This window comes from Cupriavidus sp. F041 (assembly GCF_057814235.1).
On sequence record NZ_JBVASY010000001.1, the window covers coordinates 1,869,498 to 1,890,516 of the forward strand.

Here is a 21,019-nt window from a genome sequence, read left to right on the forward strand (position 1 = left end):
ACCGAGAGAAGGAGGCGCTGATGGATTTCAGTTACCTGACGACATTGCCGCACGCGTTGCGTCACTTCGCGCAGCGGCGGCCCGATGCCGTGGCCTATGCCTTCGAGGGCAGGCTCACGACGTACCGCGAATTCGACCGCCACACCGACAGCGTCGCCCAGGCGCTGCTGGCCGCGGGCATCGGGTTGGGGGACCGCATCGGCTATATCGGCAAGAACTGCGATCACTATTTCGAGTTGCTGCTGGGCGCCGCCAAGATCGGCGCCGTGATGGCGCCGGCAAGCTGGCGCCTGGCGCCCCCGGAGGTCGGCTATATCGTCGGCCACTCCGATGCCGCGCTGTTGTTCGCCGGGCCGGAATCGGTGGAACTGGTGCGCAAGCTGCTGCCGGCGCTGCCGCTGGTGCGCGGCGTGATCGCCATGGAAGGCGGCGAGGCGGACTGGCCCGCCTATGCCGCGTGGCGCGACGCGCATGCACCCGTGCCGCCGGCGCACCAGCCTGCCGCGCACGATGTGGTGCTGCAGCTTTACACCTCCGGCACCACGGGCCGCCCAAAGGGCGCCATGCTGACCCATCGCAACCTCACCGCCGGCACCGAGGCGAGCGAGCGCGAGGATATCTCCTGGTCGCGCTGGACGGATGATGATGTCTCGCTGGTGGCGATGCCGGTCGCGCATATCGGCGGGTCTGGCTGGGGGTTGCGCAGCCTGCTGGCAGGGGCCAAGGGCGTGGTCGCGCGCGATTTCGATCCTGCCGCGGTGCTGGATTTCTTCGAGCGCGAGCGTGTCAGCAAGTTGTTCCTGGTGCCTGCCGCGATGCAGTTCGTATTGCGAGATCCGCGTGCGCGCAGCATCGATTACTCCCGCCTGAAGACTTTGCTGTACGGGGCTGCTCCGATTCCCGCGGCGTTGCTGCGTGAAGGCATCGAGGTATTCGGGTGCGGCTTCGCGCAACAGTACGGGATGACCGAAACCACCGGTACGGTGGTGGCGTTGCCGCCGGAGGACCATACGACCGAGGATGTGCCGCGTATGCGGGCTGCCGGCAAGCCCTTGCCCGGTGTGGAGGTGGTTGTTGTGGACTGGGAAGGCCGGCGCTTGCCACCGGGGGAAGTCGGCGAGCTGATGATCCGTTCGCCGCAGAATATGGCCGGCTACTGGAAGCAGCCCGACGAGACGGCGCGCACTATCGACGCCGACGGCTGGTTGCGGACCGGCGATGCGGGCTATCTCGACGCCGAGGGTTATGTCTATATCCATGACCGGGTCAAGGACATGATCATCAGCGGGGGGGAGAACGTCTATCCGGCGGAGGTGGAGAGTGCCATTTATGGCCACCCGCAGGTGGCTGATGTGGCGGTGATCGGGGTCCCCGACGAGAAGTGGGGGGAGGCGGTCAAGGCGATCGTCGTGCTGAAGCCGGGGCAGGTTGCTGACCGCGATGGCATCGTGGCGTGGGCGCGGGAGCGGCTGGCAGGTTTCAAGATTCCTAAGAGTATTGAGTTTGTGGATGCGTTGCCGCGGAATCCGTCGGGGAAGTTGTTGAGGAGGAAGTTGAGGGAGCCTTATTGGGAGGGGTTTAGTCGGAGGGTTAATTGAGGGGGCTAACTTCAAAAAGCCTAAAAGCAAATAACCCTGAAAACCTGAAGTCAAAGGCTCACTGAAGCTTGGCAGCCTGAAGTTCTGGGCAGCGCGCTGCCCATGCGCGGTCATGCAAGGTCAACTGCGCCAGGGGCAGGCAAAAACGGCCGGTCTTGCGACCGGCCGTTCCAGCTTCGGCATATGACTTGCGGGCCTGTCCGCCGAATTCACACAAGGTCGAAGCGGTCGAGGTTCATCACTTTGTCCCAGGCCGCTACAAAGTCATGGACGAATTTCTCCTGGGCATCCGCACCGCCGTACACTTCAGCCACGGCCCGAAGCTCGGAGTTCGAGCCGAAGATGAGATCGACACGCGTGCCGGTCCACTTGAGCCCACCTGCCTTACGGTCGTGTCCTTCGAATATGTCCTTGTCGTCCGACACGGCCTTCCACTCCGTGTCCATGTCGAGTAGGTTCACGAAAAAGTCGTTGGTCAGCGTCCCTGGGCGCTTCGTGAAGACACCGTGCTGCGACGTGCCGGCGTTGGCATCCAGCACGCGCATGCCACCTACCAGCACCGTCATCTCCGGCACCGTCAGCGTCAGCAGTTGCGCCTTGTCGACCAGCAACGCCTCGGACGGGATCGAGTACTTGCCCTTGAGGTAGTTACGGAAGCCGTCCGCGATTGGTTCGAGCACGGCCATGGCCTCCAAATCGGTATTCTCCTGCGAGGCGTCCATGCGTCCCGGCGTGAAGGGAACCGTCACATTGCCGCCGGCATTTTTCGCCGCCTGCTCGACACCCGCGCACCCGGCCAGCACGATCAGGTCGGCCAGCGAGACCTTCTTGCCGCCGGTCTGGGCCTTGTTGAACTCGCTCTGGATGCCCTCGAGGGTGGCCAGCACCTTCGCCAGTTCGGCCGGCTGGTTGGCGTCCCAGGCCTTCTGCGGCGCGAGGCGGATGCGGGCACCGTTGGCGCCGCCGCGCTTGTCTGAGCCGCGGAACGTCGAGGCTGATGCCCAGGCGGTCGACACCAGTTGCGGGATGGTCAGCCCCGAAGCCAGCACCTTGCCCTTGAGCGCGGTGACATCCTGCGCGTCGATCAGCGGGTGGTCGACCGCCGGGATGGGGTCTTGCCAGAGGAGTTCTTCCTGCGGGACTTCCGGGCCGAGATAACGTGCGCGCGGCCCCATGTCGCGGTGGGTCAGCTTGAACCAAGCCCGGGCAAACGCATCGGCCAGTTGCTCCGGATGCTCGTAGAACCGCCGCGAGATCTTCTCGTAGGCCGGATCGAGCCGCAGTGAGAGGTCGGTCGTCAGCATGGACGGTGAACGACGCTTCGACGGGTCGGCCGGATCGGGCACGGTGCCGGCACCTGCGTCGCCCTTCGGCTTCCATTGATGCGCGCCGGCCGGGCTCTTCGTCAGTTCCCATTCGTATTCGAACAGGTGCTTGAAGTAGTCGTTGCTCCACTTCGTCGGCGTGGTGGTCCAAATGACCTCCAGGCCGCTGGTGATGGTGTCACCGCCCTTGCCCGTGCCAAAGCTGCTACGCCAGCCGAGGCCCTGTTCCTCTATGCCGGCGGCCTCGGGCTCGGGCCCAACATGGGACGTGGGACCCGCGCCGTGGGTCTTGCCGAAGGCGTGGCCGCCCGCGATCAGCGCAACCGTCTCTTCGTCGTTCATCGCCATGCGGGCAAACGTCTCGCGGATATCCCTCGCTGCCGCGATGGGATCCGGGTTGCCATTCGGGCCTTCCGGATTCACGTAGATCAAGCCCATCTGCACCGCAGCCAGCGGATTCTCGAGGTTCCGGTCGCCGGTGTAGCGCTTGTCGCCCAGCCAATCGGCTTCGTTCCCCCAGTAGACGGATTCGTCCGGCTCATAGACGTCCTCGCGCCCGCCGCCGAACCCGAAGGTCTTGAACCCCATCGACTCCAGCGCGACGTTACCGGTCAAGATGATGAGGTCGCCCCATGAAATCTTTCGACCGTACTTCTGCTTGACCGGCCAGATCAGCCTGCGCGCCTTGTCGAGACTCACGTTGTCAGGCCAGCTGTTGGTAGGCGCGAAGCGCTGCTGGCCGGCCCCGGCGCCGCCACGCCCATCGCCGATACGGTAGGTGCCGGCGGCATGCCATGCCATGCGGATGAACAACGGACCGTAGTGGCCGAAGTCCGCCGGCCACCAGGGCTGCGAGTCGGTCATCAGCGCCTGGAGATCCTTCTTCACGGCCGCCAGGTCGAGGCTCTTGAACTCCTTCGCGTAGTCAAAATTCTCGCCCATTGGATCGGACGGGGAGGCGTTCAGACGCAGGATATGCAGGTTCAGCCGTTCGGGCCACCACTCCCGGAGCGATCGGCCGGCGCCTGCGGGATGAAGAAATGGGCACTTCGCTTCAGTCGTCATGCGTGTCTCCTTTGGTCGGCTTGTATTCAACGTAACACCATCCTGTAACTCTTCACCCTCAGTGGAGATTAGTCTTCAAGGATAGTGTCCGGATTCCAGACTGGAGTCGTTGGACGTCACAGTTGACCCTTCCATACTAGAACGCGATGTCGCCAACTCAATGATGCGCATCAATCTCGTGTCTGCCGAATGCCTCTTCAGCAACTCTGCATGCTCAGGTTGTTGATTTGCGCCGAATCCTGCCCCAGGGAGGGGCATCTTTAGTTCGGCGTTAATGTTCTGTCCCACATCATCGACCCGGAGGGCGCATTTGCGCCGACGATTCAGGGAACGCCACGGCATAAGTCCCGTGCTGGCCAACGCGTGACCTATAGTTACTAGCATCAATCGTCGCGAAGTGCGCGTCGGAGGTTGCAATCATGACCATGGCTACCACGCTGGCGAGATGCCTAAGCAACAAGCAGAGCCGGTTCGACACCGTTCGTCACCCCTACAGCCCCAGCAGCATGTCCACTGCGCAGGCTGCGCACATTCCCGGAGACCGGCTAGCCAAGACCGTCCTGCTGGAAGACGACAGCGGCTACATCGCAGCCGTGATCCCTTCTACCCACCACCTGAAACTGTCGGAGATCTGCGAGCAGACCGGCCGCAAGCTGTCGCTCGCACATGAAAATGGCGTGCGCGAAGTGTTCAGGGACTGCGACCTCGGCGCGATTCCGCCAGTCGGTATGGCATACGGCACGCAGACCTGGCTCGACGACAGCCTGCTGACGCATCCCGACGTCTACTTCGAAGCGGGCGACCACCAGGAACTGGTGCACATGAGCACCGGGCAGTTCATCGACCTGATGGTCGACGCGCGGCGTGGGCATTTCGCGCACCGGATGATGTAGGCAGGGTGCCTGAAAGGCCAAACGGCGGGCGGCCTGCCGCCCGCTTGTCATTGCGCTGGCGGTCGTCTCTGGCCTGGATGCCGATAGGCCCCAAGCGTCTTTGGCTCGTCTTAAGCAAATAGACGGTCATTGGCGCTCGGTTGGCCGTCGCCAAATGCCATGCGAGTTTGGATCCCGGCCGCTCTATTTGCCTGACGACGAGGCGCCGCATACGGGGTAGGCAAACCTTGACGGCTCGCTTCGCCTCGCGGGATGGTGTTTCCCGCCCGGGGGCGGTAAACACGGCCACACCGAATCGTTGGTTGGGCGGGTGCCTAGAGCCCCAGCACCAGCTTTGCAATGATGTTGCGCTGGATTTCGTTGGAGCCGGCGTAGATCGATGCCTTGCGATAGTTGAAGTAGCGCGGCGCGAGCGGTGCGGCGTAGTCGGGGCCTATCTGCGGCCCCGCGGGGCGTCCCTGCTGTTTGGCCCATCCGTCCTGCACGAAGGGCAGCGCGTAAGGTCCGGCGGCTTCCACCGCCAGTTCGCTGATGGCCTGGATGGTTTCGGTGCCTACCAGCTTGAGCATGCTGGAGGCGGCGCCGATCGAGGTGCCCGACGCTACGCTGGAGAACAGCCGCAGCTCGCTCGCTTCCAGCGCGGCGGCGCGTACATGCAGCTCGGCCAGTTTGCGGCGGAAGCCGGGATCGTCGAGCAGGCGGCCGCCATCTTCGCCGGGTTCGTTCGCCGCGATGCGCGCTACCTTGGTCAGTTGCTGGCGCAGCATCGGACCATAGCTGCCGCCGCGTTCGAATTCGAGCAGGTACTTGGCGTAGGTCCAGCCGAGGCCTTCTTCGCCGATGCGGTTTTCGACCGGCACGCGCACGTTTTCAAAGAAGACCTGGTTGACTTCCTGCTGGCCCGCGACCGGGCCGTCCAGCGTGGGCAGCGGCGCCACGGTGATGCCGGGCGTGCGCATGTCCACCAGCACGAAGGAGATGCCGTCCTGGCGGCGTGCGTCGCGGCTGGTGCGTACCAGGCAGAACATCCAGTCGGCCCATTGCGCGTGCGTGGTCCAGATCTTGGAGCCGTTGAGGAGATAGTGCTCGCCGTCCTGGTCGCGCCCGCGCTCGGCGCGCATCTGCAGGGAGGCCAGGTCGGAGCCGGAGTTGGGTTCGGAGTAGCCCTGGCACCACCAGATGTCGGAGCGCAGGATGGGCGGCAGGAAACGCGCTTTCTGCTCGGGGCTGCCGTATTTCATGATCACCGGCGCCACCATCTTCAGGCCCATCGGCGACACGGTCGGACAGCCGGCGGCTGCGGTTTCGGCCTGGAACAGGTAGCGCTGCGCCGGCGTCCAGCCGGGGCCGCCGTATTCCTCGGGCCAGTTCGGGGCGGCCCAGCCGCGCTCGAACAGTTTCTTCTGCCAGCGCACCTGGCCCTCCTTGTCGAGGTAGCCATTCTTGGTGCGCGCCATCAAGGCCTTGAGGCCGGGGTCGAAGGCCTCGGTGATCCAGGCGCGGACCTCGTCGCGGAACTGCAGTTCTTGCGGAGAGAAATCGAGATTCATCGGTGGGCCTCGGGATGTTCGTCAGTGCGGGCAAGGGATGCGTGCGCTCACGCGGCAGCCGGATACAGCAGGTCGGCGTAGCGGCGCAGGTGATGTTCGGCCGAGCCAAACTGCAGGTCGATGGCGGTGACGCGCTTGAAGTAATGTCCGACGGCAAGCTCTTCGGTCACGCCCATGCCACCGTGGATCTGCACCGCGGCCTGGCCCACGAACTTGCCGGCCTGTCCGGCCTGCGCCTTGGCGGCGCTGGCGGCCAGCGCGCGCTGCGTGGGATCGGCGCCTGCCTGCATGGCGGCGACCTGGGTCAGCGCCACGGTTTGTTCGAGCTGCACATACATGTCGGCCATGCGGTGCTGCAGCACCTGGAAGGTGGCGATCGGCACGCCGAACTGCTTGCGCTGGCGCGCGTAGTCGACCGTATCGGCGAGCATCCGGCTCATCGCGCCGCCGGCTTCGGCGCACAGCGCCACGGCGGCGTCGTCGCTCAGGCGCTCGATCAGCGCCAGCGCGTCGCCCTCGGCGCCCAGCAGGGCGCTGTCTGGCACGAAGACGTTGTCGAGCAGGATGTCGGCGGCGCGCGAGCCGTCCACCGTGGGGTATTCCCGCAGCGTCACGCCCGGCGCGTTGCGCTCGATCCAGAACAGGCTGATGCCGGCGCGGTCGCGGCGCTGGCCGGCGGTGCGCACGCTGACCACCAGGTGCGTGGCCCACGGCGCGGCCACCGCCACGGCCTTGTGCCCGCTCAGGCGCCAGCCGCCTTCGCCGCGCGTGGCGCTGGTCGCGACGTCGTGCAGGCAATAGCGGCTGCGCGGTTCGCCATGCGCCCAGGCCACCGTGGCTTCGCCGCCGATGATGGCGGGCAGCCAGTTGGCCGCCAGCGTTTCGCTGCCATGCAGCAAGGCGCCGCCGCCAAGCACTACGGTTGACAGGTAGGGCGCTACCACCAGGTGGCGGCCAAACTGCTCCATCACGATCATGTGTTCGATGGCGCCGCCGCCCAGCCCGCCGAAGCGTTCCGGGAACGCCGCGCCGAGCAGGCCCAGTTCCTGCGCCAGCGCCTTCCAGCACGCCGGCCGCCAGCCCGCCGGCGAGCGGAGCGCCGCCTGGCGCGCTTCGAAGTCGTAGTGATCGGCCAGGTAGCGCGCGAGCGTGTCGCGCAGCATCGATTGTTCTTCGCTGAATTGGAAATCCACTGTGGGTCCTCGGCGCGGTTGCTTTAGGGCACCTGCCATTATGCGAAGCGGCCGCGGCGCTGCATCGTCGGATGCGACGAATCGTCCCCGGCTGCAAGCGCGCCGGCGCATCGATTGTGGCACTGCGTCAAGGCGCGTTCGTCGCTTCGGACGATGCCCGGGACGGCCGCGTGTCCGGACAATGTGGGTCGTCGTATTCCATGCCGGATTCCGCGACATCCATCCAGTCAGCCAGTTCTGCCACACCCACTTCCAGGAGGGTCAGTCATGCACCCGCATGTTCACGCGCAGCGCACCCCGGACAAGCCGGCCATCATCATGGCGGGCGGCACCGTCATCACCTACCGCGAGCTTGACGAGCGCTCCAACCAGGTGGCGCGGCTGTTCCGCGATCACGGCTTGCAGCCCGGCGACCGCGTGGCCTTCCTGCTGGAGAACCATCCGCGCCTGTTCGAGCTGTGCTGGGGCGCGCAGCGCTCGGGGATGATCTACGTCTGTATCAGCACGCGGCTCAATGTGGACGACGCGGCGCACATCGTGGCCGACAGCGGCGCCAGGATGCTCGTCACCTCCAACGCGCAGGCCGCGGTGGCGCAGGGGCTGGCGGCCAGGGCGCCGGGCCTGGGCGCGCGCCTGATGATGGACGGCGCCGTGCCCGGCTTCACCGCTTATGAGACCACTCTGGCGCAATACCCCGGCTGGCGCATAGAGGACGAATGCGCGGGCACGGACATGCTGTACTCCTCCGGCACCACCGGCCGCCCCAAGGGCGTGTTCACGGCGCCGGCCAACCCGCAGATCGACGTGCTTGGCACACTGGCGCTGATGTGCCAGTCGCTCTACCAGTTCGGCCCGGATATGCGCTACCTCTCGCCCGCACCGCTCTACCATGCGGCGCCGCTGCGCTACAACATGGCGGTGCAGCAACTCGGCGGCACCTCGGTGGTGATGGAGCATTTCGACGCGGAAGCATTCCTGCGGCTGGTGGCGGCGCACCGCATCACACACACCCAGGTCGTGCCGACGATGTTCTCGCGCATGCTCAAGTTGCCCGGGGCGGTGCGCCAGCGCCACGATGTTTCCTCGCTGCGCTTTGCCGTGCATGCCGCCGCGCCCTGTCCGGTGGCCGTCAAGGAACAGATGATCGAATGGTGGGGCCCGATCATCTGGGAGTACTATGCCGGCACCGAGGGCAACGGGTCCACCGCGGTCGGTTCCGCCGACTGGCTCAGCCACAAGGGCACGGTGGGGCGCGCGTCGGTGGGCGAATTGCGTATCTGCGACGACAGCGGCGCCGTGCTGCCGCCGGGCGAGCCGGGCATCATCTACTTCGCCGAGGGGCGCAGCTTTGTCTATCACAACGATCCCGAGAAGACCGCGCAGTCGCGCCACCCCGTGCATGCGGGCTGGACCACGCTGGGCGATGTCGGCTACGTGGACGAGGACGGTTATCTCTACCTGACCGACCGCAAAGCCAACATGATCATCTCCGGCGGCGTCAACATCTATCCGCAGGAGGCCGAGAACCTGCTGATGACCCATCCCAAGGTGATGGACGTGGCGGTGATCGGCGTGCCCAACGAGGACTTCGGGGAGGAAGTCAAAGCGGTGGTGCAGCCACTCGACATGGCGCACGCCAGCCCGGCGCTGGCCGACGAATTGCTTGCCTTTTGCCGCACGCACCTCTCGGCCATCAAGTGCCCGCGCTCGGTGGACTTTGCCGACGAACTGCCGCGGCTGCCGACCGGCAAGCTGCTCAAGCGGCTGCTGCGCGAGCGCTACTGGGCGGGACGGGAGAACAAGCTCGTCTAGGCAGCGGCGCCGGCGCGCATGGGTGCGCCGGGTGCCAGGCGGTCGTTTACGCCATAATCAGCCGTTCGATCTCTGGCGCATGTGGCGCCAGCAGCCGGCAACCATAAGCCGGTGCCGATCGCGCGGCATCCGCCCGGCGCGGATGCCGCCGCCAACAGGAAGACACGGCGAATGGCAATAATCGAGGAGACCAGCGCGGGCCACGGGGGCGCCGCCCGCGCTGCCACGCTGGTGGCAAAGCTGCGCCCGCCCATGCTGACCCCGTTCCAGGTGGAACGCCGCGCCATTTGCGACGCGGTGTGCGCGGCCGGCTTCGTCAAGCTGGTGCTGGTGCGCGCGCCGGCCGGTTTTGGCAAGACCACCGCCATGCTGCAATGCCGCGCGCGGCTGGACGCCGATGGCGTTGCCACCGCCTGGTTCACGCTGGACCGCGCGGACAACGACGCCACGCGGTTTCTCGGCTCGCTGGAAGCCGCCTTCGAGCTGGTGCTGCGCAAGGGGGGCGCGCCGCGCGCCGCCAGCCAGCCGGCGCCGCAGTCCGTGGGCGAGCAGGCCCTGGCGCTGATCGACCGCATGGCGGGCCACGACCGCCCCTTTACTCTGTTCCTGGACGACTTCGAGGCCTTGCAGAATCCCGCCGTTGCCGGCCTGGTCTGGCAGGTGGTGGAGCAATTGCCGCCTGGCGGCCGGCTGGTGGTCGGCACGCGCTGGGTGCCGGATTCCGGGCTGGCGCGCCTGCGCGCGCGCGGCGAACTGCTGGAGATCGAGCCCGCCCAGCTGCGCTTTACCGCCGACGAAACCGATCATTTCCTGCGCCGCGCGCGCGGCCTGGCGCTGCAACCCGCGGCCATCTCCACGCTGCACCGCCGTACCGAAGGCTGGGCCACGGCGCTGTGGCTGGCCTCGGTGGCGCTGGAGCGGCGCGGCCAGCCGGACGCTTTCATCGCCGGCTTTTCCGGCTCCAACGCAGCCATTGCCGATTACCTCGTCGAAGACGTCTACCTGCACCTGCCCGATGCGGTGCGCGCTTTCCTGCTGCGCACCTCCATCCTCGACCAGCTCAGCGGGCCGCTGTGCGACGCCGTCTGCGGCACCGCCGACAGCGAGGAAATCCTCGCCTGGCTGGAGCGGGCTAACCTGTTCCTGATGCCGCTGGACGGCGAACGCCACGGCGGCGCCGAGCGTCCCGCCCAACCCAATGCGCGCTGGTACCGTTATCACAGCCTGTTCTCCAGCTTCCTGCGCGCGCAGCTCCAGCAGGGCATGCAGGACGAGGTGCCCGCGCTGCAGATGGCCGCCTCGCGCTGGTACGAGGCGCAGGGCCGCCCGGTGCCCGCCATCGAACATGCGCTGGCGGCCGGGGCGGTCGGCCACGCGCTGCCGCTGCTGGCGGGCTCCGTGGACGACCTGCTGGCGCAGGGCCGCATGCGCCTGCTGACGCGCTGGCTGGACGCCGTGCCGGCCGACGCGGTGGCGGCGTGGCCCAAGCTGCAGATCGCCCATGTCTGGGCCTTGTCGTTTACGCGCGGCCCGGCCGATGCCATCGCGCTGCTGCAGACCATCCCGCTGGCCGGCGCCGAGGGCGACCTGCTGGCCCACGTGCGCGCGCTGCGCCATATGCTGCTGAACATGATGGACCGCTTCGACGAGGCGCGCGCCTACAGCCGCGACGATCCCCTCCCGCTGCCGATGGGCTACCCGTTCCCGGATTCCATCCTTGCCACCTCGATGGCGCGCATGGCCGCGGTGACCGGCGACTACCGCGAGGCGCGGCGGCTGCTGGGCGTGGCCCGCCAGGTGGTGCGCGGTTCCGACAGCAATTTCAACAAGATTTTCTCGGAATCGGTGGAAGGGCTGATCGACCTGCGCCAGGGGCGCCTGCAGCAAGCGCTGGCGCGTTTCCGCATTGCCGCCAGCACCATGCTGCCGAACCGCTACGGTCCCACCAACGGCAACGCCATGGCCGGCATCCTGCTGGCCGAGGCGCTCTACGAGATCAACGAGCGCGAGCGTGCGGAGCGCCTGCTCAATGTGTACGTGCCGCTGGCGCGCGACCTCGGCCTGCCCGACCAGATCATCACCGGCCATACCGTGCTGGCCCGCATCGCCTGCGATCGCGGCGACGTGGACGGCGCGCACGAATGGCTGGCCGCGCTCGAGCACCTCGGCCATCATCGCGGCCTGCCGCGGCTGGTGCTGGGCGCCATGCTGGAGCGCGCCCGCCTGGCCCTGCTGCAAGGCAACCAGCACGCTGCCGAGGAGGCGCTGCTGCATGCCGCGGACCCGGCACTGTGGCGGGCGCGGCCCGGCGGCGTCAGTGCCGTCAGTTCCTTTGCCAACGACGTGGAAGACGTGCCCATGGGGCGGCTGCGGCTGGCACTGTTCACCGAGCCCTCGGCCGCCACGCGCGAGGCGATCGAGAAAGAACTCGCTGCTGCCGAGCGGGCGCAACTGATGCGGCGCGCGCTCAAGCTGCGTATCCTGCTGGCGCTGGCCTGCCAGCGCAGCGGCGATGCCGCGCGAGCGCTGCTGACGATGGGCGAAGCACTGCGCTTCGGGGCGGCGGAAGGCTTTATCCGCATCTTCGCCGACGAGAGCGCGGAGGTCCGGCGGCTGGTGGGCGAAGCCTGCGTGCGCCAGGGCAGCGCGCTGCCCGCGGGCTACATCGAGCGGCTGCTGCAGGCTTGCGGCGGAGCCCCGGAGCCGGCCGACCCCGCCGCCATGCAGGCTCGCCACGGCCTGCTGGAGCCGCTCACGCCCAAGGAGCAGAAGGTGCTGCAGTTGCTGGCCGAGGGCTTCTCCAATGTGGCGATGGCCGACCGGCTCTTTGTCTCGGAGACCACAGTGCGCACCCACCTGCGCAATATCAGCGCCAAGCTGCGCGCCAGCAACCGCACGCAGGCAGTGGCTATCGCGCGGCAGCTGGGTTTGCTGTAGCGATCCTCAGGCTGCGCTGCGCGGAAGCAGGGCCACGACGTCGTCATACAGCGCGCGCGGGATGAGCACGCCATGGCGCAGGCTGGCTTCGCGCGCCCGATAGCGGCGCTGCGAAGGCAGCCGCGCCCCTTGTCCGAGCATCGCCTCGAACAGGCTTTCCGCCCGCGCCAGCTCCTCCTCGCACTGCGCGCCTAGAAAGCGCGCGGGATCGATGGCGATGATCAGCTCGCCCCCCATCGGCGACGACTTCGTGCCCGCATCGTAGGCCAGCGAATCCATGCTGGTCATGTCGGCGATCAGCGGACCGGCGAGCAGTTCGACCATGGCGGCAAGGGCCGCGCCCTTGTGGCCGCCGAAGGTCAGCATGGCGCCGTGGTCCAGCACGGTGGCGGCATCGGTACAGGATTTCCCGTCGGCATCGATGCCCCAGCCCTCGGGGATCGGCTTGCCCGCGCGGCGATGCAGTTCGATCTCGCCGCGCGCCACCGCACTTGTGGCGAAGTCGAAGATGAAAGCGGGCTGGCCGGCGCGCGGCCAGCCGAAGGCCAGCGGATTGGTGCCAAACAGCGGCTTGCTGCCGCCCGCGGGCGTGACCCAGGCATGGCTGGGCGTGCAGGCCAGGGCGACCAGGCCGGCATCGGTCAGCGGTTCGATGTCCGCCCACAAGGCGGAGAAATGCACGCAGCGGTTGATGCCCAGCGCCGCGATGCCCTGCGAGCGTGCCTTGCCGATCAGGTACGGCAACGCCGTCTTGCAGGCCACTTGCGAGAAGCCGCGCATGGCATCGACCCGCAGCAGTGCGGGCGCCACCTCGTGCATCTTGGGCATGGCGTCCGGCGACGCCTTGCCGGCCTTGAGCGTGGCGATGCAGCCGAGCAGCCGGTAGAGGCCATGGGAAGCGCAGCCGTCGCGCTCACCGGCCACCAGGGTATCGGCCACGGCCTCGACATGCGGATCGCTGAACCCGTGATGCCGCAGCGCGGCGGTGGACAGCGCGCGGACTTCGCGCAGGGAGAGGCGCTCGGTGGCGGTGCCGCGCGCCTGCCTGTGCTGCCGTGGGGCGATGGGATCGTTCATCGGGGCTCCGGGTTGAGGTGGAGGTTGAGGTTGAGGCAATCGCTATTCGTCATCGTCACCGCCGAGTTCCATCTGCGCGGAAGGTATGCCGGTGCGGGCTCCCCAGCCATAGATCCCCAGCGCGATAAGCGCCACCAGTGCGGTGTCCCACGGATGGCTGACCGCGCCGATGCCGCCGAAGGAGCCCAGGTAGGAGGCCACGATGATCAGCACATAGAAGGCGATCAGCCACAGCGAGGACTTCACCTGTTGCGCCAGGCTCAGGCGATGGGTGGGTACCGCGCGCCTGCAAAGCAGGTAGACCACGAACATGGCGATCTGCAGCCCCAGCAGCCAGGACACCGTGCCCCAGCCGGACCAGTACACGATCAGCGCGGCGATGATGAACGAGAGCGGGCCGAGCAAGGCCAGCCACCTGACCCGGAACGGCCGGTGCAGGCCGGGCGCGTTGCGGCGCAATGCGGCCACCGTGACGGGCGCGACCGCGTAGCTCAGCACCAGCGCGGCCGACACCACGTTGATCATGGCCTCCCACGAGGGAAAGGGCAGGGTCCAGAACACGGACAGCGCGAAGGTCAGCGACAAGGCCGGCCGCGGAATCCCCGAGGCCGCGTCGATACGGGAGAACAGCTTGAAAAAGGTGCCGCCGCGCGCCCAGCCGTAGACCACGCGGGGCGTGGCGTTCATGTAGATATTGCCGGTGCCGCTGGGCGAGATCACCGCGTCCGAGACCACCAGGAAGGCCAGCCAGCCCACGCCGAGCGCCAGCGCGATATCGCGGTAAGGTAGCGCGAACGCCTTGCCGACGCCGCGCCAGCCATCCGACAGCGTCTCGGTCGGCACGCCGCCGAGGAAGGCGATCTGCAGCAGCACGTAGATCAGGGTGGACAGCAATACCGACAGGATCAGCGCGATGGGAATGGTGCGCTGTGGCGAGCGGACTTCGCTGGCCACCGAGATGATCGGCGTCAGCCCGAGGTAGGCAAAGATGATGCCCCCGGCGGAAACGGCGGCCTGGATGCCGGACAGCCCGAACGGCGCGAAGCCATGCACCTGCAGGTTGGCCGGCTTGAAATGCGTGAACAGCACCCCGATGACCAGCAGCGGCACCACGAACTTGAACACGCTGACGATGTTGTTGGCGCGCGCGAAGGTCTTGACGCTGTAGTAGTTGAGCACGAAGAACAGGCACAGCATCGCGAACTGCGCCGCCCAGCCGAGCGGGGTGGGATCGCTCGATCCCGGCTGGCTCAGGAAGGGGAACCAGGCCGCAGCATACTGGCGCGCGGCCACGACTTCGATGGCGATCAGGCTGGAGAAGGCGATCAGCGTGATCAGGCCCATCAGGTAGCCCATCAGCTCGCCGTGGGAAAAAACCGGGTAGCGGATGATGCCGCCCGCGCGCGGCAGCGCCGCGCCCAGCTCGCAGTAGACGATGCCGAGCAGCAGCACGGCAAAGCCGCCCAGCAGCCAGGAGACGATGCCGGCCGGCCCGGCGATGGCGGATACGTGGCTGGCGGCGAACAGCCAGCCCGATCCGAAGATCGCGCCCAGGCCGATAAAGGTGAGATCGGTCAGGGTGAGCTGCCGCTTGAACTTGCCTTGCACTGGAGACATGGGGACTCCTTGGTCATCGGGGGATGGCCGTCCGGACGATGCGGCCCGCCGCCCGCGATCGCGGGCGGCGGGCGGGCGGATGGCGGCCGCGCGGGCCGGCGGCGCAGTCTCAGGCCCGCAGGCCGACGTCCGGCAGCACCGGGCGCGTGGCCATGGCCTGTGTGACCACCGTCATCACCTGTTCCAGTGTCTCGCCCTGCAGCGGCAAGCGCGGCGGCCGCGTGACGGCGCTTCCGCGCCCGGCGAGTTCCTCGCACAGCTTGATGCACTGGACCAGGTCCGGGCGCGAGTCCAGGTGCAGCAGCGGCATGTACCAGCGGTATAGCGCCAGCGCTTCGTCGAAGCGCCGTTGACGGGCCAGGCGGAACAGCGTCTCGCCTTCCTTCGGGAAGGCGTTGGACATGCCCGAGATCCAGCCCTCGGCGCCCACGGCAATGCTCTCCAGCACCACGTCGTCCAGCCCGGCGAACAGCACGAAGCGGTCGCCCACGGCGTTGCGCAGGTCGATGAAGCGGCGCGTATCGCCGGAGGAATCCTTGAAGCAGACGATGTTCTCGCAATCGGCGAGCGAGACCAGGATGTCCGGTGTGATGTCGCTGCGGTAGACCAAGGGGTTGTTGTAGAGCATGACCGGCAGGTCCGTGGCGGTGGCGATGTCGCGGAAGTGCGCGGCGGCTTCGTGCGGCTTGGCGGAGTAGACCAGCGCCGGCCTCACCATCACGCCGTCGACGCCGACCCGCGCCGCTTCGCTCACCATGTCCCGGGCGAAGGCGGTGGTGAATTCGGCAATGCCCGCGATGACGGGGATGCGGCCCCTGGCGGCGTCTTTCGCCGCTTCGATGACGGCAAGCTTTTCCCTGGTGGACATCGATGTGTTCTCGCCCACGGTGCCGCACACCACCAGGCCGGAGACCCCGTCGGCGACCAGGTTGCGCATCACCTTGTGGGTGGCTTCGATATCCAGCGAGTAGTCGGCCTTGAACTGCGTGCTGACGGCGGGGAATACACCGGTCCAATGGATGGCGTTGCGGCTCATATCGTCTCCTTTTGTATACGTGGGGTGTGCCGGCAGGGCATCACCTGGCCACCAGCCTTCAGGTTCGCAGTTGCGCGCCGTTCGGGCTTGAGACTTTCCGCAAAGCAGGTAGACGAAATCGGCACATTATGAGTCCGCTTCGGGCGAGGCCGCGCAAGCGGGTTCGACGCGTGCGGCCTTTTGCGCGCTCGTCGTTCAATCGTGCGCGCCGGGCTTGCCGGCCGGCGGCCTGAACTGCCGCGGCGTCAGCCCGGTCAGCGCCTTGAACTGCCGGGTGAAGGCGCTGTGATCGGTATAGCCGCACTCGAGCGCGATGTCGGTGATCGGCGTATCGGTGGACAGCAGCTCGGACGCGCGCTCCAGCCTCGCCTTGTGGATCATCTGGCGCGGCGTCAGGTGGAAGATGCGCTTGCAGTAGCGCTCCAGCTGCGCCGCCGACAGGCCGGTCATCGCGGTCAGCTCGGAGAGCAGGATGGGGTGCATGTAGTGCTCGCGGATATAGGTGTCAACCGCCGCCAGCCGCTGGTAGGCCGGATGCGTGTCCCTGGCGCACTGCAGATCGTGGGAGATGCCGGCCATGCCGATGATGCGGCCGTCGCGATCCAGCAGGGGGCGCTTGCAGGTCATGCACCAGCCCGCATCGCGCGCGGGATAGAGATGGAGCTCGAGTTGCTGCGCGATGGCGCAGCCGGTATCCAGCACGCGCCGGTCCTGCTCCGTATAGCGTCGACCGAGATAGGCGGGAAAGACCTCGGCCGACGTCTTGCCTAGCAGGGGTTCGATCTGCTCGAAGCCGCAGCGGGTAGCCAGCGTGAGGTTGGCTACCAGGTAGCGCGCCTGGCGGTCCTTGATGAAGAACACCACGTTGGGAATGGCGTTCAGCAACGGCGTGATCAGCGAGATGGTATCGAGCAGGGTGGCCATGTCGCGCGGGCGCTGCTTCGATATGCTCGCACAGATGTCGGCGAGGTGGGCGATGTTGTCGGCCTCGTGCTGGCTTGCCGGCGCCGGCGAGGGCTGCCGGGCCGGGAAGGAGGGGGCGGAGCGGGAGGGCGATGGCGGCATATTGTCTCCTGATGGCTTTTTAGTTCATCGGGCTTCCGTGTGCGTCGATCTCCCCATGAGGGGAGCGGGAGTAACAACCGTTGGCCACCTCAAGCCGCGCTGGCGCATTCTGTCAGCCTGTCAGCTTCGCCCGTTCTCGTCCAGCATCAATGTGCCGATCCGCGCGGGAGACAGCGGCGGGCGCGGCGTGGACTGCGTCCAGCCGAACAGGACCCGCCCGGCCGTGGCGCAGACGCGTCCCTGACAGGCGCCCATGCCGCAGCGGCTCTGCATCCTGGCCATCCAGGCATCCGGATACGCCTGGACGGCCGATAGCGGCACATCCTCGCAGCGGCAGATCGGCGTGTCGGCGCGGGCCAGGGTCTTGAGCGCGGGGTCGAGCGCGAAAGTGGTCCGCACCCGCTCCGCGAACGCATGCCAGCGGGCGCGCGTTGCCGCCAGCGCGCCAGCCCGGTCGTCGGCGCCCGCTGCCGCGTAGCCGGCGATCCTGCCTTCGAGCAGGGCCAGCTCGCTGCCGCCGATACCGGTGCATTCGCCCGCCGCATAGACGTGGGGCAGGCCGGTGCGCTGGAGCGCATCGACGGCAATCGCATCCGATACGGGGTCGAGCGGGCAGCCCAGCAGCGCGGCCAGCCCGGTATTCGGCACCAGCCCGAAGCCGCACGCCAGCCGGTCGCAGGCGAGCGCCACGGTACGGCCGCCCTGGCGGATGCGCACCGCGCGCAGGCGCTCGTCGCCTAGTGCCTCCACCTCATGGGAGCCCGCCCGATAGTGGCCATCCAGCAGGGCGACGGCCTGTGCCGCCTTGGACGGCCAGCGCCACAGCGCGCCGGCGAAGCGCGTCAGGCGCGACAGCGGCGCCTGCTCGGCGATGCGCGCGACGTGCGCGCCGTGCCGTCGCGCCGTGGCGGCCGCCGCCAGCAGCAGCGGCCCGCTGCCGGCAATGACGATGCGCTCGCCCCTGACCGGCGTGCCCGCCTTGACCAGGGCCTGTAACCCGCCCGCTCCGGTCACGCCGGGCAGGGTCCAGCCGGGAAAAGGCAGCAGCAGTTCGCGCGCACCGGTGCACAGGATCAGGTTGCGGAATTGCAGGTGCATGGCGCTCTGGTCGTTTTCGACCAGCAGCGTGTGGGACGCCGGCGCCGCGATCACGCGCGTCGAGGCGAACAGCGCGATGCGGCCGTGCGCGGCGATGGCGTGGCGCAGGCTGCGCGCCTGCGATGGCAGCCGCACGCCCGGCCCATCGCGCCAGATCTGCCCGCCGGGCGCCGGGTTGTCATCGATCAGCGCGACGCTGCAGCCGCTCCCGGCCGCCGCGCGCGCCGCCGCCATGCCGGCGGGCCCGGCGCCGACGATCAATACGTCGTCGTAGCGGCGCTGGCAAGAGGCAGGTGCTTGCCCGGTGCCTGTGTGCCGCGCGCTCATGGCGTGCGCTCCAGCACCATGCCCTCCCGGCATGTGGTCTGGCACGCCAGCCGGCGCCGACCGTCGATGGTCATGCGGCATTCCTGGCAAATGCCCATGCCGCAAAACGGCGCGCGCGGCTCGCCGCCGCAGGAGCGGCGGGTGAACGGCCGGTCGCTATAGGCCATGGCCGCCGCCACGGAGATGCCCGCCGGCACCCGCAGCGCTCGGCCGTCCAGGAGGACGTTCACGGTCGGCTCACCGGCCCGGTTGCGTTTCATGCGTATTCTCCGTGCCGGGGCCAGGAGCGGTCTGCGTGGCTGCGGCGAAGCGGCTGAAGGAAAAAGGCGCCGGATCGATCGGGGCCCGGTGGCCCAGCAGCAGCGCCGCCAGCAGGCGCGCGCTGCCGGGCGCGGTGGTCACGCCCAGCCCCTCGTGTCCCACCGCCAGCCACAGGCCGGGCTGTCCGGGGTGGGCGCCGACGATGGGCAGCCCGTCGGGCGTGGCGGCGCGAAAGCCGGTCCAGCAGCGGATCGCGTTCATGCCGGCGAGCTCGGGCAGGTAGGCGGCGGCACGCTGGAGCATGCGCGCCATGAGCTGGCTATCCACGGCAGCGTCGAGGCTGTCGAACTGGCGCGACGAGCCGATCAGCAACTGGCCCGTGGGGCGCGGCTGCACATTGAAGGCGACCGAGGTCCCGTCGCTGTGGTGCGCGCTCGCGGCATAGCCGAGTTCGACCAGTTGATGGTTCACGCAGGCCGGGTAGCGGTCGGTAATGACGAGATGTCCCTTCCTGGCGCGGATCGGCAGCGCGGGCAGCAGTTGCGTGGCCTGGATGCCGTTGGCGACGACGACCGCAGTGGCGGTCAGCCGCCTGCCGTCTTCCAGGGTGACGTGGTTTGCCTCCACCGCGCTCGCCGTGGCGTGCAGAAGGTTTATCCGCGATGCCCTCTGCGCGAGCAGCCATGACGCCACGGCCGGGGCGTAGACGATGGCATCGCCCGCGACCTTGAGCGCACCCGCCAGGCCCGGCCGCAGCATGGGCTCCTGACGCGCCAGTTCGCCGGCATCCAGCGTGGCGCACGGGATGCCCTGCGCCCGCAGCGCGTCTTGCCGCTGGCGGGCCAGTTCCATTTCCGCGGCATCGCTGGCCACCCACAGCGTGCCGCACTGGCGATAGGCGCAGCTAGCCGGCATGTCGCGGGCGAGTTCCCGCCAGAGCCAGAGCGAGCAGGCGCACAGGTCACGCTCGGCGGCGGTGTCGTCCATCATCACCAGATGGCCCATGCCGGCGTGGGTGGCGCCGCCTGCGCGGCTGTCCAGCACGCAGACATCCAGCCCGTGCCCGGCCAGTTCGAAGGCGCAGGCCGCGCCGACGATCCCGGCGCCGATCACGATGACATCGCCGCAAGCCTGCGCGGGCCTCATGCGCCGATGCCCCAGGCGAAGGGATCGTCGTGCGCGATCAGCAGCGTGGCCTCGGCATACACATGCGCGCGGCCATGTACGGTCGGGATGATGCGGCCGGGTTCGTCGGCGGGCGCATAGTGCGCCACGAAGCGGCTGCCGGTCACGCTGGCCTGGCGCCAGGGTGTGCCGGGCGCGAGCTTGCCGTCCGCTGCCAGGCAGGCGAGCTTGGCGCTGGTGCCGGTGCCGCAGGGAGAGCGGTCGTAGGCCTTGCCTGGGCACAGCACGAAATTGCGGCTGTCGGCTTCATCGGCATCGTCGGGCGTGCAGAATAGTTCGATGTGGTCGACCGCCGCGCCGTCCGGCGCTGCGATGCCCGCCTGTTCGAGCGCCTGCCGCACGGCCCATGCGAATGCGGTCAGCGCCTCCAGGTTGTCGCGCGCGATGCGCTGGCCATGGGCTTCGATCAGGAAGAGCCAGTTGCCGCCCCAGGCGATGTCGCCGGTGACGCGGCCGTGGCCCGGCACGTCGACGGCCACCGCATGCCGGTAGCGCCAGGCGGGCACGTTGCGCACGCCGACCGAGCCGTCTTCATGCAGCGTGGCCTCCACCGTGCCCACCGGCGTATCGATGCTGTGCCGGCCAGGCGCGATGCGCCCGAGATGCGCCAGCGAGGCCACCAGCCCGATGGTGCCGTGGCCGCACATGCCCAGGTAGCCGCTGTTGTTGAAGAAGATCACGCCCGCGCAGGCACCGGCGGAAACCGGCGGGCACAGCAGCGCGCCGACCATCACGTCGCTGCCGCGCGGCTCCAGCACGGTGGCGGCGCGCCAGCGGTCGTGCTCGCGCGAGAGCCGGTCCAGCCGCGCGGCCATGCCGCCGCTGCCCAGATCGGGGAAACCGTCGATGACCAGCCGGGTGGGCTCGCCGCCGGTGTGGGAGTCGATCACCCTGATCTGGCGGGGAGCGGGCGGTGAAGACACCGTGGAGCTTGCGGTGGAAGGCGGGGCGCTCGATGCATGGCGGGAATGCCCAGGGGG

Annotated in this window: 15 protein-coding genes; 4 read left to right on the forward strand and 11 right to left on the reverse strand. The window is 68.2% G+C overall.

Going from position 1 to position 21,019, the window contains the following annotated elements:
* Window positions 1–20 precede the first annotated feature (20 nt).
* Window positions 21–1,598: a fatty acid--CoA ligase gene (locus ACZY0R_RS08480; protein WP_488859586.1), complete on the forward strand. Its 1,578-nt coding sequence runs from the start codon at window positions 21–23 to the stop codon at window positions 1,596–1,598.
* A gap of 209 nt (window positions 1,599–1,807) precedes the next feature.
* On the opposite strand, the gene katG is transcribed toward ACZY0R_RS08480, so the two are convergent.
* Entirely contained in the window at window positions 1,808–3,988 is a 2,181-nt protein-coding gene (katG, locus tag ACZY0R_RS08485; RefSeq protein ID WP_488857979.1) for a catalase/peroxidase HPI, read from the reverse strand.
* A gap of 419 nt (window positions 3,989–4,407) precedes the next feature.
* Here katG and ACZY0R_RS08490 point away from each other — a divergent pair, with 419 nt between their 5' ends.
* Window positions 4,408–4,881, forward strand: a complete 474-nt coding sequence (locus ACZY0R_RS08490; protein ID WP_488857980.1) for an aminoacyl-tRNA deacylase — start codon at window positions 4,408–4,410, stop codon at window positions 4,879–4,881.
* 314 nt (window positions 4,882–5,195) lie between these two features.
* Here ACZY0R_RS08490 and ACZY0R_RS08495 read toward each other — a convergent pair whose 3' ends face one another.
* Window positions 5,196–6,431 carry an acyl-CoA dehydrogenase family protein gene (locus ACZY0R_RS08495; RefSeq protein WP_488857981.1) on the reverse strand — a complete coding sequence of 412 codons (1,236 nt, stop codon included), beginning with the start codon at window positions 6,429–6,431 and terminating at the stop codon, window positions 5,196–5,198.
* 47 nt (window positions 6,432–6,478) lie between these two features.
* Window positions 6,479–7,624, reverse strand: coding sequence for an acyl-CoA dehydrogenase family protein (locus ACZY0R_RS08500; RefSeq protein WP_488857982.1), 1,146 nt, complete (start codon window positions 7,622–7,624; stop codon window positions 6,479–6,481).
* 267 nt (window positions 7,625–7,891) lie between these two features.
* Here ACZY0R_RS08500 and ACZY0R_RS08505 point away from each other — a divergent pair, with 267 nt between their 5' ends.
* Both ACZY0R_RS08505 and ACZY0R_RS08510 read left to right on the forward strand, forming a co-directional pair.
* On the forward strand, window positions 7,892–9,436 hold the full coding sequence (locus tag ACZY0R_RS08505; RefSeq protein ID WP_488857983.1) for an AMP-binding protein: 1,545 nt from the start codon (window positions 7,892–7,894) through the stop codon (window positions 9,434–9,436).
* A 171-nt stretch (window positions 9,437–9,607) separates the two neighbouring features.
* Window positions 9,608–12,373, forward strand: a complete 2,766-nt coding sequence (locus ACZY0R_RS08510; protein ID WP_488857984.1) for a winged helix-turn-helix domain-containing protein — start codon at window positions 9,608–9,610, stop codon at window positions 12,371–12,373.
* Between the two features lie 6 nt (window positions 12,374–12,379).
* Here ACZY0R_RS08510 and ACZY0R_RS08515 read toward each other — a convergent pair whose 3' ends face one another.
* The 8 genes from ACZY0R_RS08515 to ACZY0R_RS08550 form a co-directional block, all read right to left on the reverse strand.
* Window positions 12,380–13,450: an Ldh family oxidoreductase gene (locus ACZY0R_RS08515; protein ID WP_488857985.1), complete on the reverse strand. Its 1,071-nt coding sequence runs from the start codon at window positions 13,448–13,450 to the stop codon at window positions 12,380–12,382.
* A gap of 42 nt (window positions 13,451–13,492) precedes the next feature.
* Window positions 13,493–15,067 (reverse strand): APC family permease, encoded by a 1,575-nt coding sequence (locus ACZY0R_RS08520; protein ID WP_488857986.1) that lies wholly within the window; start codon window positions 15,065–15,067, stop codon window positions 13,493–13,495.
* Between the two features lie 109 nt (window positions 15,068–15,176).
* Window positions 15,177–16,103, reverse strand: coding sequence for a dihydrodipicolinate synthase family protein (locus ACZY0R_RS08525; RefSeq protein ID WP_488857987.1), 927 nt, complete (start codon window positions 16,101–16,103; stop codon window positions 15,177–15,179).
* 195 nt (window positions 16,104–16,298) lie between these two features.
* Entirely contained in the window at window positions 16,299–17,168 is an 870-nt protein-coding gene (locus ACZY0R_RS08530; protein WP_488857988.1) for a helix-turn-helix domain-containing protein, read from the reverse strand.
* Window positions 17,169–17,288: 120 nt separating this feature from the next.
* Complete coding sequence (locus ACZY0R_RS08535) at window positions 17,289–18,593, reverse strand: FAD-dependent oxidoreductase (protein ID WP_488857989.1); 1,305 nt, start codon at window positions 18,591–18,593, stop codon at window positions 17,289–17,291.
* Window positions 18,590–18,853, reverse strand: a complete 264-nt coding sequence (locus ACZY0R_RS08540) for a (2Fe-2S)-binding protein (RefSeq protein WP_488857990.1) — start codon at window positions 18,851–18,853, stop codon at window positions 18,590–18,592. Before ACZY0R_RS08540 ends, ACZY0R_RS08535 begins: the two co-directional genes overlap by 4 nt.
* Window positions 18,831–20,000, reverse strand: coding sequence for an NAD(P)/FAD-dependent oxidoreductase (locus ACZY0R_RS08545; RefSeq protein ID WP_488857991.1), 1,170 nt, complete (start codon window positions 19,998–20,000; stop codon window positions 18,831–18,833). Before ACZY0R_RS08545 ends, ACZY0R_RS08540 begins: the two co-directional genes overlap by 23 nt.
* Window positions 19,997–20,962 carry a 4-hydroxyproline epimerase gene (locus tag ACZY0R_RS08550; protein WP_488857992.1) on the reverse strand — a complete coding sequence of 322 codons (966 nt, stop codon included), beginning with the start codon at window positions 20,960–20,962 and terminating at the stop codon, window positions 19,997–19,999. Before ACZY0R_RS08550 ends, ACZY0R_RS08545 begins: the two co-directional genes overlap by 4 nt.
* Window positions 20,963–21,019: the final 57 nt, after the last annotated feature.